Genomic DNA, 14,502 nt, shown 5'->3' with positions numbered 1-14,502 from the left:
AAAGTGTTCCGGTTTTGTTCCCCCTCCAGGGCGGAGAGGGAACTGGATTATGCAGCGTCAGATTTCAAGCTGTGCCCGAATCTTTAGCGCAATGCTTTCTGCCTGCGGGCCCAGAATAACCTGCGCATTCTGCGTACCCATTTTGAGAATACCTTTCGCGCCCAGCGATTTCAGCACGGGCTCATCCAGCACGCTGTTATCAACGAGCGTCAGGCGCAGGCGGGTAATGCAGGCATCGACAATCCTGAGGTTGTCTTTGCCACCCAGTGCCGCGATGTATTGTGCGATGGCTTCGCTTTGATCGTCAGAGTTACCCGCTACAGCCTCGTCGTCTTCGCGGCCCGGCGTTTTCAGCTTAAAGAAGCGGATCGCGAAGGTAAATACGACAAAGTAGATCGCGAAGAACAGCACGATCAGTGGGATCAGGATCCACGGCTTAGTAGCCAGTCCCCAGTTGAGAACGAAGTCGATAAGCCCGGCAGAGAAACCAAAACCGTGCAGTACGCCGAGGCTGTTGGTGATCACCATGCTCACGCCCGCCAGTACCGCATGCAGCGCATACAGAGCAGGGGCAAGGAACAGGAAGGAGAACTCGATGGGCTCGGTAATGCCGGTCAGGAAAGCGGTCAGAGCCACAGAAAGCAGCATCCCCCCTACGGTAGCGCGACGTGCTTTCGGTGCGGCGAAATACATCGCCAGCGCGGCACCCGGCAGGCCTCCCATAAAGATCGGGTAAGCCCAGGCCATGTAAACGCCTGCATGCGGGTCACCGGCGAAGAAGCGGTTAAGGTCGCCACGGGTCAGGTCGGTTGCAATCTGCGTGATGCTGGAACCGTCAATACCCGGTACAGCACCGCCAACCACCAGCCCTTTTACCACGTCAGGGGCCAGACAGATATTGTGTACGGCGCTGGCGGCATCGTAAGTCACTTTCAGGCAGTCGCCGAGACTAAACCAGAAGACGGAGTGCAGAATGTAATGCAAACCGAAGGGGATTAGCGCGCGGTTCAGGACACCATAAATAAACCATCCCGGTTCGCCGCTGCGAGAGACAAACAGGCTGAAGGTATCAATACCGTGCTGCACGGAAGGCCAGACATACCCGCAAATCCAGGCGATGAACAGGCAAATAAGCCCGGTTACGATCGGCACCAGGCGTTTGCCCGCAAAGAAGGCGAGAAAGTCCGGAAGTTTGGTGTTTGAGAAACGGTTGTAGCAGTGACCCGCGACGACACCGGCAATGATCCCGGCGAAGAAGGACATGTTAATGGATGAGTTTATGACGGCCGTGGCTTTGGTAAGCACCAGGAAACCCACCGCCCCTGCGAGGGCTGCAGCACCGGCGTTGTCTTTTGCCAGACCAATGGCGATCCCTAAGGCAAACAACAAAGGTAGACTGTCAAAGATACCGCCACCGGCGCTGGCTATAAACGGAATATTAAAAACATCAGGCTGCCCGAGGCGTAATAATATCGCTGCAACGGGCAGGGTGGCGATTGGCAACATCAGGGCTTTACCCAGACGTTGCAGATAACTAAATGCGTTCATGAGAGTGGATTCCAAAAAGGACTTAATTCACGACGAAAAATAACACCTTTTATTTTAATGCGAAAGTCCCTGTAATAAAAATGTGATGCGGAATAAATTAATTTTTATTATATTTTATCAGCGAATTGTTCATGGCATAAACAATGATGAAGTAACTAATTTGTTCCGGTTTTAAACTGGTCGTGCTTCAGTTATCACGTTTACTCACCGGCATCATCAGTTCTCGCAGGCGCTCTATGCGCGCCTCCGGGCTGAGGTAGAGCCAGCGAAACAAAATATGTTCTGATTTTTTAGCCTGTTTAAAATAGGCGGAAAGGTAGTTGAGTTCTTTGCTAAAGGTGGTCATGGGATGTCTCCGGCTAATGGGTCTATTTTTAGGATAAGCCGAAAACAGGGAATAAAACAGGCTGGTGTTTATCAGGTGTTCCGTATTTAAATATTGATGGATGTAATGGTTAAGGGATTAATGGCGGTGATTTATCTTGTTTGTATTTATGTCCTGAATAGAATTCGCAAAAAAAAGCCCCGGGACATCGGGGCAGCGGATAATATAATCCAATGGTTAAGTGAGCGTGGCAAGAGATTACGGGTTACGCGGGCAGCGATTTCAGCAGAGCGAAAGCCTCCTTCATCCGATCTTCGCTAACCACAAAGGCGCGTACCTGACCTTCGGCGTCAGAGCCGCGTGCAACCATTCCGTGAGGTTCAATGGCAATCTGCCAGCTCAGATCCATGCGCTGTGTCTCCCCCGCAAGATGCAACGGTAACTCTGGCGTTTTAACCTTCACCAGCATGGCGGGGAGTTTCAGCGGTGCGCTGCCGCCGAGCAGGTTTTTCGCCAGATACATGGCGCTCAGCTGTATCGGCTGCAGGAAAGGCAGCACCTGACCGTTGATTTCAGCGCAGTCGCCTAACGCGTAAATATCGGGCTGCGTGGTTTGAAGGTAGCTATTTACCTTCACGCCACGGCCTGTTTCGGCGCCTGCACGATGCGCCAGCGCAGTTTCCGGGCGCAGGCCCGTCGCCGCGATAACCACATCCACCTCAACGCTGCGGCTGCGGTCGAGCGTGGCACGAATACCGCCTTCGGTTTTGCGCAGGCTTTGCAGCTGCGATTTCAGCAGCAGATGCACCCCCATGTCGGTCAGACGATGCTGTAAGCGACTGCTTACTTCTGCGGGCATCAGCGCCGACAGAATGCTCGCCGCATGGTCGACCAGGGTCACCGATTTGCCCGCCCGGCAGAAATCCATCGCCAGCTCGGTGCCGATCAGTCCGCCGCCGACAATCATCACGCGCTTTGCGTCGCGAAGCGCCGTTTCGCTGGCCTGATACGCCTGCTGGCTGTTGAGGGTGAGCATCAGCTCGCGGCCCTCAATCGGCGGCACGAAAGCAGAGGCACCCGTGGCCAGCACCAGCCTGTCGTACTGCCAGGTCTTCTCTTTTGCTTTCACCACGTGTGCGGCGGCGTCGATATCGGTGACCCAGGTGTACGGAAACAGACGCAGGTTGAACTGTTCCGCGAACTCCCCCGCCGTCTGGCGGGTGAGTTCTTGGGCGCGCTGATTCTGGCTAATAACGTGGCTTAAATCAGGTTTGTTGTACTCGTCCATGCTGTCGGCGGCAATCACCGTCAGCGGCACGCTGGCATCCTGCTTGCGGATGTTTTTCACCAGCTGACGGGCGGCAAAGCCCGAGCCGATGATGACGATACCGTTGCTCATTTTGCCTCCGTACCCAGTTCGTCAAAGACGTCCTTACCGAGGGAACATTCCGGGCAGAGGAAATTGTCCGGCACGTCGCGCCACGGCGTGCCCGGGGCAACATCCTGCAGCGGTTCGCCCAGGTCAGGATCGTAAATCCACTGGCAGACGCTGCACTGCATGCGCGGGCCGAGATCGGCGGCTGCCGCGGCGGCACAGGCGCAGGCTTCCTGCTGTTCGGGTGCTTTTGCCGCCACTTCCGGCAGCGGAGCGAGCGCCCACTGACGGGCAATGTCGCGACCGTGCTGGCGACAGATCTCCAGGGCGTCGATATCCGGGCGCCACTTGGCCTTCAGGCTCATGGACATCTCAAAGCCCGCATCCTGTAAGCGGGTGGAGAGACGGTCTACCGCGCCGCCGCTCCAGCCGTGGGAGCCAAAGGCGCTGGCGCGCTTGTTGCGAAAGCGCAGGCCGGTCATCTCTTCTACCAGACCGGCAATTTTCGGCATCATCACGTTGTTCATGGTGGAGGTGCCCACCAGCACGCCCTTAGAGCGGAACACGTTGGTTAACACCTCATTCTTATCGCTGCGCGCCACATTGAAGATTTTCACCGCCACGTTCGGGTCCACTTCGTTGATGCCCTGGGCAATGGCGTCCGCCATCATGCGGGTGTTGTTGGACATGGTGTCGTAGAAAATAGTGATGCGGTCTTCCTGATAGTCCGCCGCCCACTTCAGGTACAGCTCGACGATCTGGGTGGGGTTTTCACGCCACACCACGCCGTGGGAGGTGGCAATCATCTCCACCGGCAGGTTGAAGCCGAGGATTTCGGTGATTTTCGGCGTGACCAGGCGGCTGAACGGCGTCAGGATGTTGGCATAGTACCGCTGGCACTGCTCGAACAGCTCTGTCTGATCCACTTCGTCATTAAACAAACGTTCGTCGCAGTAGTGCTGGCCGAAGGCGTCGTTGCTGAACAGCACCGCGTCACCGGTCATGTAGGTCATCATGCTGTCCGGCCAGTGCAGCATCGGGGTTTCCACGAAGATCAGCTGCTTGCCATTACCGATATCCAGCGCGTCGCCGGTTTTCACGGTGTGGAAGTTCCACTCCGGATGGTGGTGGTGGCCGTTGATCGAGTCGATGGCGTTGGTGGTGCAGTAGACAGGTGTGTTCGGGATGTAAGACATCAGCTCGGTCAGCGCGCCGGCGTGATCTTCTTCCGCGTGGTTGATGATGATGTAATCGATGGTGTCGAGATCGATTTCGCTGCGCAGGTTCTGCACGAACTCGCGGCTGAACTTGTGATCGACGGTATCGATCAGCACGTTTTTTCCTTCGCGGATGAGATAGCTGTTGTAGCTGCTGCCGCGCAGCGTTTTGTATTCCGTCCCGTGGAAATCGCGCACTTCCCAGTCACGTTGACCGACCCAATGAATGTTATTTTTAACCAGAATAGACATAGCAACCTCTACATGATACAGCATTTTCAAATAAGATGGTTTGCTTATATCAAGTTGCGTGCCAACTTTTATTTTATTGATTTTACTTAATTAATTTTTTTATGATCCGTAATGGGTAGTCATTATGACTATTCAAAACAGTGTCACTATGACAACATGCATTGTCAAAATGACAGCGAGGCAGACATGAGCTTTTCCGTAGACGTGCTGGCGAAGATCGCCATTGAGCTGCAAACCGGTATCGGCCATCAGGATCGCTTTCAGCGGCTGATCTCCACGCTGCGCCACGTGCTGGCGTGCGACGCCTCGGCGCTGCTGCGCTACGAAGGACGACAGTTTATTCCCCTGGCGATCGACGGCCTGGCGAAGGATGTGCTCGGACGGCGCTTTACCCTTGAAGGCCATCCGCGTCTGGAAACTATCGCCCGCGCGGGTGACGTGGTGCGCTTCCCGGCGGACAGCGACTTGCCCGATCCGTACGACGGGCTTATTCCCGGACAGGAGAGTCTGAAGGTACACGCCTGTATCGGCCTGCCGCTGTTTGCTGGGCAGAATCTGATTGGCGCGCTGACCCTCGACGGCCTGTCGCCGGTCCAGTTCGACACCTTTAGCGATGAAGAACTGCGCCTGATTGCGGCGCTGGCCGCCGGGGCGCTTAACAACGCGCTGCTGATTGAACAGCTGGAGAGCCAGAATATTCTTCCCGGCAGCCCGGCGGCGTTTGAGCAGATAACGCACACAGAGATGATTGGCCTCTCGCCGGGCATGGCGCAGCTCAAAAAAGAGATTGAGATTGTTGCCGCCTCAGATTTGAACGTGCTGATCTTCGGCGAAACCGGCACCGGTAAGGAGCTGGTGGCGAAATCCATTCACGAAGCCTCGCCGCGCGCGATTAACCCGCTGGTGTACCTCAACTGCGCCGCGCTGCCGGAGAGCGTGGCGGAAAGCGAGCTGTTTGGTCACGTTAAGGGAGCGTTTACCGGGGCCATCAGCAACCGCAGCGGCAAGTTTGAAATGGCCGATAACGGCACGCTGTTTCTGGATGAGATTGGTGAGCTTTCCCTTTCGTTACAGGCCAAGCTGCTGCGCGTGTTGCAGTACGGCGACATCCAGCGCGTGGGGGATGATCGCAGTCACAGAGTGGACGTTCGCGTGCTGGCGGCGACCAACCGTGACCTGCGTGAAGCGGTGCTGGCCGGGCAGTTCCGCGCCGACCTGTTCCACCGCCTGAGCGTGTTCCCACTTACCGTGCCGCCGCTGCGCGAGCGCGGGGACGACGTGGTGCTGCTGGCGGGCTATTTCTGCGAGCAGTGCCGTCTCCGGATGGGGCTTTCCCGCGTGGTGCTGAGCCCGGGAGCGAGGGCGCATCTGTTGAGCTACGGCTGGCCGGGCAACGTGCGCGAGCTGGAGCATGCGATCCACCGTGCGGTGGTGCTGGCGCGGGCGACGCGTTCGGGTGACGAAGTGGTGATCCACGCGCGCCATTTTGCGCTGCAGGATGAAACCACACCGGCTGTCGTGCAGGCGGCGCCAGAGATAGCGAATGAAAATCTGCGTGAAGCCACGGAGGCGTTTCAGCGTCAGAGGATTACCCGCGCGCTGGAGCAGAATAACCGTAACTGGGCGGCGTGCGCCCGGACGCTGGAGATGGACGTCGCCAACCTGCACCGGCTGGCGAAGCGTCTCGGACTGAAGGGTTAGATAATCCCGGCCTGATAGAAGTCCTGCAGGTTGATGGCACCGCACAGTCTGCCGGCGTCATCCACCACCGGCGCGGCGGTGATTTTGCGCTTCATCAGCACCTCTTTGGCTTCAATGGCGCGGCTCTCGGCGTTCAGCGTCAGCCCGCCCTGTGTCATAGCGTCCGACACTTTGGTTTCCAGCTTGCCGCCGCCCACCAGCCAGCGGCGCAGGTCGCCGTCGGTGAACACGCCTTTGACGTACCCGTCGTCATCGCACACCGCTACCAGCCCCAGGCCGGTGCGGCTCAGCTCTAGCATCGCGTCCATGACGCTGGTATCGAGTTTGACCTGCGGAATAGCATCGTCGGTGCGCATCAGGTGGTGAACCTTGTTGAGCAGGCGTGCGCCGAGCGCCCCCGCCGGATGCGAACGGGCGAAATCTTCTTCGTTAAAGCCGCGCGCCTGCATTACCGCCATCGCCAGCGCGTCGCCCATCATCAGCGTGTTAACGGTGCTGGAGGTCGGGGCGAGGTGCATCGGACAGGCTTCACGCTCAACGGAAATATCCAGCGTCGCTTTGGCGGCCAGCGCCAGCGGCGAGCGGGATTTCCCGGTCATCGCCAGCAGGGCGACCGATTTTTCCTGCAGGCGCGGAATAATCAGGTCCAGCTCTTTGGCCGAACCGGAGTAGGAGATAAACAACATCACGTCGCGGCTTTCTATCATCCCCAGATCGCCGTGTAGCGCCTCTGCAGGATGCACGAAGAACGCCGGGGTGCCGGTGCTGGCGAGCGTCGCAGCAATCTTTTTGCCGATATGGCCGGATTTACCGATGCCTGCCACGATCACTTTGCCTTCGCAGTGGATAATAGTGTTGGCGGCGCGGACAAAATCCTCGCCCAGACGTTCCGGCAGGCGGCTGGCTTCCTGCAGCTCCAGCGTCAGCGTCTGGCGGCCCGTTTCTAACAGAAAATCACTCATCTCTCTCTCCGGTTACGATCACGTCGATGCCTTTCTCTTCCAGCGCTTTCCTGAACGCCGGGTCGATACCCGCGTCGGTAATCAGCTTGTCGACGCTTTCCAGGCTACAGACAATGTTGGGGCTTTTGCGGCCAAACTTCGACGAGTCTGCCATTAAAATTACTTCCCGCGCGGCGTTGCACATGGCTTTACTGACGCTGAACACCTCGTTGAACGTCGTGACGCCCGCGTTCAGATCGATGCCGTCGGTGCCCATGAACAGTTTATCAAAGCTGAAATGGTCGAAGGCGTTCTCCGCCAGCTGGCCGTGAAATGAGGCGGATTTTTTGCGGAAGGTGCCGCCGGGCATCAGGATGGTCTGCTCGCTGTCGAACTCTGACAGGGCGTTGACGATGTGCAGGCTGTTGGTCATCACCGTGATGTTGTTAAAGCGGCTGAGCAGCGGGATCATCTGCAGGACGGTGCTGCCGGCGTCAAGGATAATGGAGTCACCATCGTGGATAAATTTCACCGCCGCTTCGGCAATCAGCGCCTTCTGGTGGGTGTTGATCAGCGTTTTGTGATCGATAGGCGGGTCCGCTTCATCCTTATTGAGCACCACGCCGCCGTAGGTTCGAATGACGGCGCCAGAGTTTTCGAGCAATACCAGGTCCTTGCGTATTGTCGTGCCGGTGGTGTCAAAGTAGTGGGCCAGATCCTCTACCGAACATTTTCCCTGTTTTTGCAGATGTTCGAGAATGGCCGCCTGCCGCTGACGAGGTTTCATAGGCGCTTCGTTCCTTAGGTTGCGAAATGATAATTTCGCAAGTCTATAGCTTTCACAACGAAATTATCCATGTTTCAGATTAAGCGCTAATGATAGTGCATTCTGACAGAGTGGATCATGGGGAAAGATCACATCAGGCTGCAATTCCTGCAACGAAATGCCGTTAATTGCCTGGATTTTCACCGGACGGGCAAAGACGGTCATGCCGCGCATGAGCAGTGAATCGCAGACGTTATTGTTTTCATCCAGCGCAATAGCCACGACGACCCGCGGTTTGAAGCGTCCGCCGGAACGTCCGACCCCGACGCGACCTTTCTGACACAGGGCATCAAACGCGCGGTTAAACTGGTGGATTTGCCAGCCGCCGAACGCCATCTGGCAGAGCCAGGCGAGGGCGGCGACGGTGATGAGTGCGGTGACCATATCGGCTCCTTATTGTATTCCCTCTCCCTGTGGGAGAGGGTTAGGGTGAGGGCATCAGGCCGCTCGATCAGAACATCACCTGCCCACCAGTGACGTTAATCGACTGTCCGGTGCAGTACGAGGCTTTCGGGCTGGCGTAAAACAGCAGCATATTCAGCACGTCCTGATAATCGCACCCGCGCTTCAGCGGCACTTTATCGATGTAGTACTGCTCCACTTCTTCCGCTTTGATGCCGAGCTTGGTGGCGTACTGCGGCAGCAGGGACTGGAACATCGGCGATTTCAGCAGGTTGCCCAGCATCAGCGAATGCACGGTAATGCCGTATTCGGCCAGATCCAGCGCCAGAGACTGCGTCAGCCCCACGCCGCCAAACTTCGCCGCGCTGTAGCCGGAGTTATGCTTGCTGCCCACTTTCCCTGATTTTGAGTTGATCTGAATGATGCGCCCCTGAATACCGTCGCGGATCATCAGACGGGAAAACTCGCGGGCGCAGAGGAAATAGCCCACCAGATTCACCTGCAGCGAGCGGTCAAAATCCCCCAGTTCGAAATCGCTGATAAAGGCCGCTTTCGCAATCCCCGCGCTGTAGACCAGCAGGTCGGTGCGTCCAAAAATCTCGTCCACGCCGCGGGCCAGCGCCATCACGCTCTGCTCGCTGGTGGCGTCGGCACCAAACCCGTACGCCATCCCTTCGCCAAACTCGGTGTTAATGGTGTCCGCCACGCGGGCGGCTTTTTCACTCTGAATGTCCACTACCGCCACGCGATAGCCCTCAGCGGCAAGCCCACGGCAGAGGAACTCGCCTAAGGTTTGTCCTCCACCAATGACAACGGCAACCTGACTCATGTGTTTCTCCTTAATTACGCAACAAATTTTAACGTGCAGCCTGGGGTGACAGCCTGCGGAACCGGACCATCGACGTGAACCGTGCCGGGATACTCCGCCTGCGGCTGGCCGTCGAAACGCAGGGTGATGTGGCCCAGCTCGCGCAGGTTTTGTTCAGCGACGTCGCCGACGGCGGTCACGGCATAGCGCGCCTCGCCCAGCTCCAGCTGGCTTCCTGCCTTCAGCTCGCCCTTCAGCTCGCCGTGGCAGTGGATAAAGCAAAACTCTTCGATATCCGCAGGCGCCCCTTCGCGGAAGGTGATTAGCATCTGGTCGCTCAGCGCGTCGGCCGCGCTCTGGCCGATGCGGGTAATGGTGGTCTGGTAAATCACGGTCATCGCAGGAACCTCTTATTGATAAATAAAGCCGGAGACAAACCAGGCAATCAGCACCGTCGGCGCGCCCGTCAGGAAGCGGCTGACCAGCACGGACGGCACGCCCACGCGCACGGTATCCTGGCGCGCTTCCGCCAGCGACAGCCCCACGGGGATGAAATCGCACGCCGCCTGGGCGTTAATGGCAAACAGGGCGGGCAGGGCGAGGTGTGGAGGGATGTTCCCCAGACCAATCTGCACGCCAATCAGCACGCCGATGACCTGGGCAATCACCGCGCCCGGGCCGAGGAACGGCGACAGCAGCGGGAAGGAGCAGATCAGCGCCAGCGTTACCAGCCCGAGCGGGTGGCTGGCGAGCGGGGCGAGGCCGTGGGCAATCCAGTCGCCCAGGCCGGAGGCCATAATGATGCCGATCAGCGCCGAGACGAACGCCATAAACGGCAGAATGGTCTTCAGCACCGTGTCGATGGTGTCGCGCCCGGACTGGAACAGCACCGCCACGGCGGAACCCATGCCCATCCCGACCTTCGCCAGCAGGCCGTCGCTCTGCTCGGTGATTTTCTTGCTGGTGTCGTACTCGCGCGGGGCCGCTTTTTGCGGCGCGGGGTTGCCATTCACCAGCGTGATGTTGTCCTCCTTCACGCCTGAGACATAAATGTCTTCAAGAATGTACTGCGCCAGCGGGCCGGATTTTCCGGTGGAGTGAATGTTCACCGTCGGAATGCGGCGCTTCGGGTAGATGCCGCAGCGCAGCGTGCCGCCGCAGTCGATCACCGCCACGCCGATTTCCGCTTCCGGCGGTTCCCCTTCCTTGAAGCCGTCGACCGCTTCCCAACCGGTTAGCTCGCGCAGCCTGTCGACGATCGCCGGGCGCGTCCCCGCGGTGATGTAAACAATCTTTTTGCCTTCGGTGGCGTCGAACTCCAGCGGGCCGCCCCAGCCGCCCGTGCCTTTCTCAATGCGGATCCGGTTCATGCTGTGGCTCCTGAAAGATGGACTTTCTGTTCAAGCTGGATGCCCATTTTTTTCTCAAAAATGGCGGTGGTGAGGTCCGTCACCCAGCCGCGGAAAAAGTTGGTGACCAGGCCGACCAGCAGGTAGCTCACCGCCAGCGGGCCGAGCGGCAGGCCAAGCGTGGTGAGACCGCTGGCGATCCCGAGATACACAAACAGCTCGCCGGGGTTGATGTGCGGGAACAGGCCGTTCATCGAATGGCAGCTGTAGGAGGCGGCGGCGTAATAGCTCGGCTTGTACTTTTCCGGCATGAAGCGACCGAGGCTTAAGGTCATCGGGTTGCAGAACACGAAGGTGCCGATAAAGGGCAGTATCAGGTAGCGGGACAGCGGATTCCCGGCACAGCGCTGGGCGAAGCGTTCAATACGCTGCTGGCCGATAAAGTTGATCAGCGCGTTCATGATCACCAGCAGGCTGATCAGCAGGGGCAGGATCCCGGTCACCATGCCGGTGAACACTTCTCCGCCTTTCTGAAACAGCCCGATGAACCACTCGGCGCCGTGGGTGATGGTTTCTATCATTCTTCTCTCCTGTGGGGCGTTTGTTTTTGTCTATCTGCGGCTAATAATAATCACTTTGAAAGGTTTTAAAGTGTTAGTTAGATCTCACAATGAAAGAAAAATGTATTATTTTGAAAGTTAATTGACGTGATGAATGATTTTCGGTGTTAAAAAGCGCGGATTTGCGTGGGGGAGGTGCGTACCGCTTCCTTGAGGTGTTGCGGATGCTTTACCATACTGGGTTCTTATCGAACCCGTTAAATGGATGTCTCATGTTCAAGCGTCGTTATGCAGCGCTGTTGCCTGCGCTTATTCTGCTGTCTGCCTGTAGTAGCAAACCTAAGACCGAAGCCGTTCAGCAAACGGCGGGCGCGCCTTCCGGAGGATTCCTGCTGGAGCCGCAGCACAATATGATGCAGATGGGCGGCGACTTCGCGAATAACCCGGCGGCCGAGCAGTTCATCGATAAAATGGTGAGCAAACACGGCTTTGACAGACAGCAGCTGCACGAAATTTTGTCTCAGGCCAAGCGTCTGGACTACGTGCTGCGCCTGATGGACAGGCAGGCGCCGACGGCCCAGGTGCCGAGCGGGCCAAACGGCGCGTGGCTGCGCTATCGCAAACAGTTTATTACCCCGGACAACGTGCAAAACGGCGTGGTGTTCTGGAATCAGTATGAAGATGCGCTCAACCGCGCGTGGCAGGTGTACGGCGTACCGCCTGAAATCATTGTCGGGATTATTGGCGTGGAAACCCGCTGGGGCCGCGTGATGGGTAAAACCCGCATCCTGGATGCGCTGGCGACGCTCTCCTTTAACTACCCGCGCCGCGCGGAGTATTTCTCTTCCGAGCTGGAAACCTTCCTGCTGATGGCGCGCAACGAGCAGGACGATCCGCTCGATCTGAAAGGGTCGTTTGCCGGCGCGATGGGCTACGGCCAGTTTATGCCGTCGTCCTATAAACAGTATGCCGTCGACTTTAACGGAGATGGTCACATCAACCTGTGGGATCCGGTGGATGCCATCGGCAGCGTGGCGAACTACTTCAAAGCGCACGGCTGGGTGCCGGGCGGCCAGGTGGCGGTGCAGGCGAACGGTCAGGCGCCGGGGCTGGAAAATGGCTTCAAAACCAACTATAGCATTTCGCAGCTGACCGCGGCAGGCTTAACGCCAACGCAGCCGCTGGGTAATGCGCAACAGGCGAGCCTGCTGCGTCTGGATGTCGGAACGGGCTATCAGTACTGGTACGGCCTGCCGAACTTCTACGCCATTACCCGCTATAACCACAGCACTCACTATGCGATGGCGGTGTGGCAACTGGGGCTGGCTGTATCCCAGGCCCGCGTGCCGGCGGCGTCACCGTTTAGTCAGTAAGCTGCTCCGACGGGTAGGCCGGGTAAGGCAACGCCGCCACCCGGCATGGCGGCGCGCACGGTGCGGCCTGATGCCCTCACCCTGACCCTCTCCCACGGGAGAGGGAAGTTTTGCAGAAACATTTCGCCACACTCCCTTTTAAACCCTCCATTTACATCTTAACCGTCTTTCATTATTGTTATGTTATAACATTTAATGCGGTATCGACATGTCAACGTCCCTTTTTTCTCTGTCTGCTCTGGTTCGGCTTTTGCTGGCGCTGGTGCTTGTTGTCTTTATCGGGCTGGCCGTGCGCTGGGCGGTGGCATTGCCATGATCGTGATGAATGAACTGGTCGCGGGTTATGAACGCCTGCCCGTTACGCGACCCCTCTCGGGCACGATTGAGCGCGGAAGCATGACCGCCATTATCGGCGCTAACGGCTGCGGGAAATCCACGCTGCTGAAAACGCTGGCGGGATTTATCCCGCCCGTCAGCGGTGGTTTCCGCTGGCAGGGTAAGCGTCCGGTAATCGGCTGGCTGGCACAGCGTCACGCGCTGGAGGCGCAGTTTCCGCTGACCGTACAGGACGTCGTAAGCATGGGCTGCTGGCCGGGCATTTCGCTTTTCTCCGGGTTTCGTCGCGAAACGCGGCTGCGCATTGCCAGTGCGCTTGAGCGCGTTGGGCTGGCATCCATGGCGTTATCCACCATTGATGAACTCTCCGGCGGTCAGTTTCAGCGCATGCTGTTTGCCCGCGTCCTGGTGCAGCAGGCGCCGCTGGTGATGCTGGATGAACCCTTTACCGGGGTCGATGAGGCCACCTGCAACGTGCTGATGGATGTGATGCTGGAGATGTACATGCAGGGGCAAACGCTGCTCGCGGTACTGCACGACAGCGAACGCGTGTCGCGCCATTTCCCGCAGACGTTACGGCTGGATGCTGACGTACCTCAGTGGAAAACCGAGCGGGTGAGGGTGGCATGATCTGGCATCTCTTTTTTCAGCCGTTTATTGAGTACGGCTTTATGCGTCGCGCGCTGGTGGTTTGCCTGGCGCTCTCCGTCAGCACTACCGCGCTTGGCGTGTTTCTTCAGCTGCGCCGGATGAGCCTGATGGGCGATGCCCTTTCTCACGCCATTTTACCGGGTGTTGCCGTGGGCTATTTGCTCAGCGGTATGTCGCTGCTGGCGATGAGTATCGGCGGTTTTATCGCGGGCATTACCGTGGCGCTGCTGGCCGGTCTGGTCAGTCGCCGCACGCCGCTGAAAGAAGATGCCAGCTTTGCCGGGTTTTATCTCGGCTCACTGGCGCTGGGGGTTACGCTGGTGTCGCTTCGCGGGTCGAATGTCGATCTGCTGCATCTGCTGTTTGGCTCCATCCTCGCCGTGGACAACGACGCCGCGCTGTTTGTCACGGGCGTGTGTATGTTCACCCTTATCGTGCTGGCGATGTTCTATCGCGGACTGGTTACCGAAGCGTTTGACACCGCCTGGCTACAGGTGAACGCCCGCTGGCTGCCCGGCTTGCTGCACGGACTGTTTCTGGCGCTGCTGGTCCTTAACCTGGTGGCCGGTTTTCAGGTGCTCGGCACCCTGATGGCCGTCGGGCTGATGATGCTTCCGGCCGTGGCGGCACGCTGCTGGGTGCGCACGTTACCTGCCTTACTCCTGATGGCGGGTATCAGCGGTATTTTCTGCGCATGGCTGGGGCTGAGCCTCTCCTGGGCGATGAGTCTACCGGCCGGGCCATCCATTGTGCTCACCGCCAGCGCGCTGTTCTTTATTTCCATTTTATTGGGTACGCGAAGCAGGCTCGCTGGCAGTCTGCGGGCGTATTTTTAACG

At 58.1% G+C, this 14,502-nt stretch carries 15 protein-coding genes; 4 read left to right on the top strand and 11 right to left on the bottom strand.

Annotated elements, in window-relative coordinates; all coding sequences use genetic code 11:
* Positions 1–57: 57 nt before the first annotated feature.
* From nagE to norV, 4 genes are all read right to left on the bottom strand, one after another.
* Positions 58–1,548 carry an N-acetylglucosamine-specific PTS transporter subunit IIBC gene (nagE, locus tag OTG14_RS17870; protein WP_032648026.1) on the bottom strand — a complete coding sequence of 497 codons (1,491 nt, stop codon included), beginning with the start codon at positions 1,546–1,548 and terminating at the stop codon, positions 58–60.
* Between the two features lie 187 nt (positions 1,549–1,735).
* Positions 1,736–1,894: a hypothetical protein gene (locus tag OTG14_RS17865; RefSeq protein WP_162837374.1), complete on the bottom strand. Its 159-nt coding sequence runs from the start codon at positions 1,892–1,894 to the stop codon at positions 1,736–1,738.
* A 244-nt stretch (positions 1,895–2,138) separates the two neighbouring features.
* The gene (gene norW, locus OTG14_RS17860) at positions 2,139–3,272 is read right to left on the bottom strand and encodes an NADH:flavorubredoxin reductase NorW (RefSeq protein ID WP_267215537.1); all 1,134 of its coding nucleotides are present in this window, start codon (positions 3,270–3,272) and stop codon (positions 2,139–2,141) included.
* Positions 3,269–4,717 carry an anaerobic nitric oxide reductase flavorubredoxin gene (gene norV, locus OTG14_RS17855; protein WP_148769295.1) on the bottom strand — a complete coding sequence of 483 codons (1,449 nt, stop codon included), beginning with the start codon at positions 4,715–4,717 and terminating at the stop codon, positions 3,269–3,271. The genes norW and norV overlap by 4 nt, the downstream gene beginning before the upstream one ends.
* Positions 4,718–4,903: 186 nt before the next feature.
* On the opposite strand from norV, the gene norR reads away from it, so the two are divergent.
* The gene (gene norR, locus OTG14_RS17850; protein WP_267215536.1) at positions 4,904–6,418 is read left to right on the top strand and encodes a nitric oxide reductase transcriptional regulator NorR; all 1,515 of its coding nucleotides are present in this window, start codon (positions 4,904–4,906) and stop codon (positions 6,416–6,418) included.
* Here norR and gutQ read toward each other — a convergent pair.
* The 7 genes from gutQ to srlA form a co-directional block, all read right to left on the bottom strand.
* On the bottom strand, positions 6,415–7,380 hold the full coding sequence (gutQ, locus tag OTG14_RS17845; protein WP_267215535.1) for an arabinose-5-phosphate isomerase GutQ: 966 nt from the start codon (positions 7,378–7,380) through the stop codon (positions 6,415–6,417). The two genes, norR and gutQ, sit on opposite strands and share 4 nt — an antisense overlap.
* Positions 7,373–8,146, bottom strand: coding sequence for a glucitol operon DNA-binding transcriptional repressor SrlR (srlR, locus tag OTG14_RS17840; protein ID WP_021241949.1), 774 nt, complete (start codon positions 8,144–8,146; stop codon positions 7,373–7,375). The genes gutQ and srlR overlap by 8 nt, the downstream gene beginning before the upstream one ends.
* A 63-nt stretch (positions 8,147–8,209) precedes the next feature.
* Entirely contained in the window at positions 8,210–8,569 is a 360-nt protein-coding gene (gene gutM / locus OTG14_RS17835) for a transcriptional regulator GutM (RefSeq protein ID WP_032648019.1), read from the bottom strand.
* Positions 8,570–8,636: 67 nt separating this feature from the next.
* Positions 8,637–9,416 (bottom strand): sorbitol-6-phosphate dehydrogenase, encoded by a 780-nt coding sequence (gene srlD, locus OTG14_RS17830; protein WP_023294411.1) that lies wholly within the window; start codon positions 9,414–9,416, stop codon positions 8,637–8,639.
* A 14-nt stretch (positions 9,417–9,430) separates the two neighbouring features.
* Positions 9,431–9,793, bottom strand: coding sequence for a PTS glucitol/sorbitol transporter subunit IIA (gene srlB / locus OTG14_RS17825; protein WP_024907705.1), 363 nt, complete (start codon positions 9,791–9,793; stop codon positions 9,431–9,433).
* 12 nt (positions 9,794–9,805) lie between these two features.
* Positions 9,806–10,765, bottom strand: a complete 960-nt coding sequence (gene srlE / locus OTG14_RS17820) for a PTS glucitol/sorbitol transporter subunit IIB (protein WP_024907704.1) — start codon at positions 10,763–10,765, stop codon at positions 9,806–9,808.
* A complete protein-coding gene (gene srlA / locus OTG14_RS17815; protein ID WP_003862164.1) occupies positions 10,762–11,325 on the bottom strand; it encodes a PTS glucitol/sorbitol transporter subunit IIC in 564 nt (187 codons plus the stop codon). The genes srlE and srlA overlap by 4 nt, the downstream gene beginning before the upstream one ends.
* Positions 11,326–11,576: 251 nt before the next feature.
* On the opposite strand from srlA, the gene mltB reads away from it, so the two are divergent.
* The 3 genes from mltB to OTG14_RS17800 all read left to right on the top strand — a co-directional run bounded on the left by mltB (position 11,577) and on the right by OTG14_RS17800 (position 14,500).
* Positions 11,577–12,677, top strand: coding sequence for a lytic murein transglycosylase B (gene mltB, locus OTG14_RS17810; RefSeq protein WP_193745671.1), 1,101 nt, complete (start codon positions 11,577–11,579; stop codon positions 12,675–12,677).
* 312 nt (positions 12,678–12,989) lie between these two features.
* Positions 12,990–13,643: a metal ABC transporter ATP-binding protein gene (locus OTG14_RS17805; protein ID WP_048991903.1), complete on the top strand. Its 654-nt coding sequence runs from the start codon at positions 12,990–12,992 to the stop codon at positions 13,641–13,643.
* Entirely contained in the window at positions 13,640–14,500 is an 861-nt protein-coding gene (locus OTG14_RS17800) for a metal ABC transporter permease (RefSeq protein WP_024907701.1), read from the top strand. The genes OTG14_RS17805 and OTG14_RS17800 overlap by 4 nt, the downstream gene beginning before the upstream one ends.
* The last annotated feature ends 2 nt before the right edge of the window (positions 14,501–14,502 follow it).

This window comes from Enterobacter pseudoroggenkampii (assembly GCF_026420145.1).
In the GTDB taxonomy this organism is placed as follows: domain Bacteria; phylum Pseudomonadota; class Gammaproteobacteria; order Enterobacterales; family Enterobacteriaceae; genus Enterobacter; species Enterobacter pseudoroggenkampii.
The sequence above is the reverse complement of the archived record's forward strand: the minus strand, read 5'-3'. Positions and strand labels throughout refer to the sequence as shown.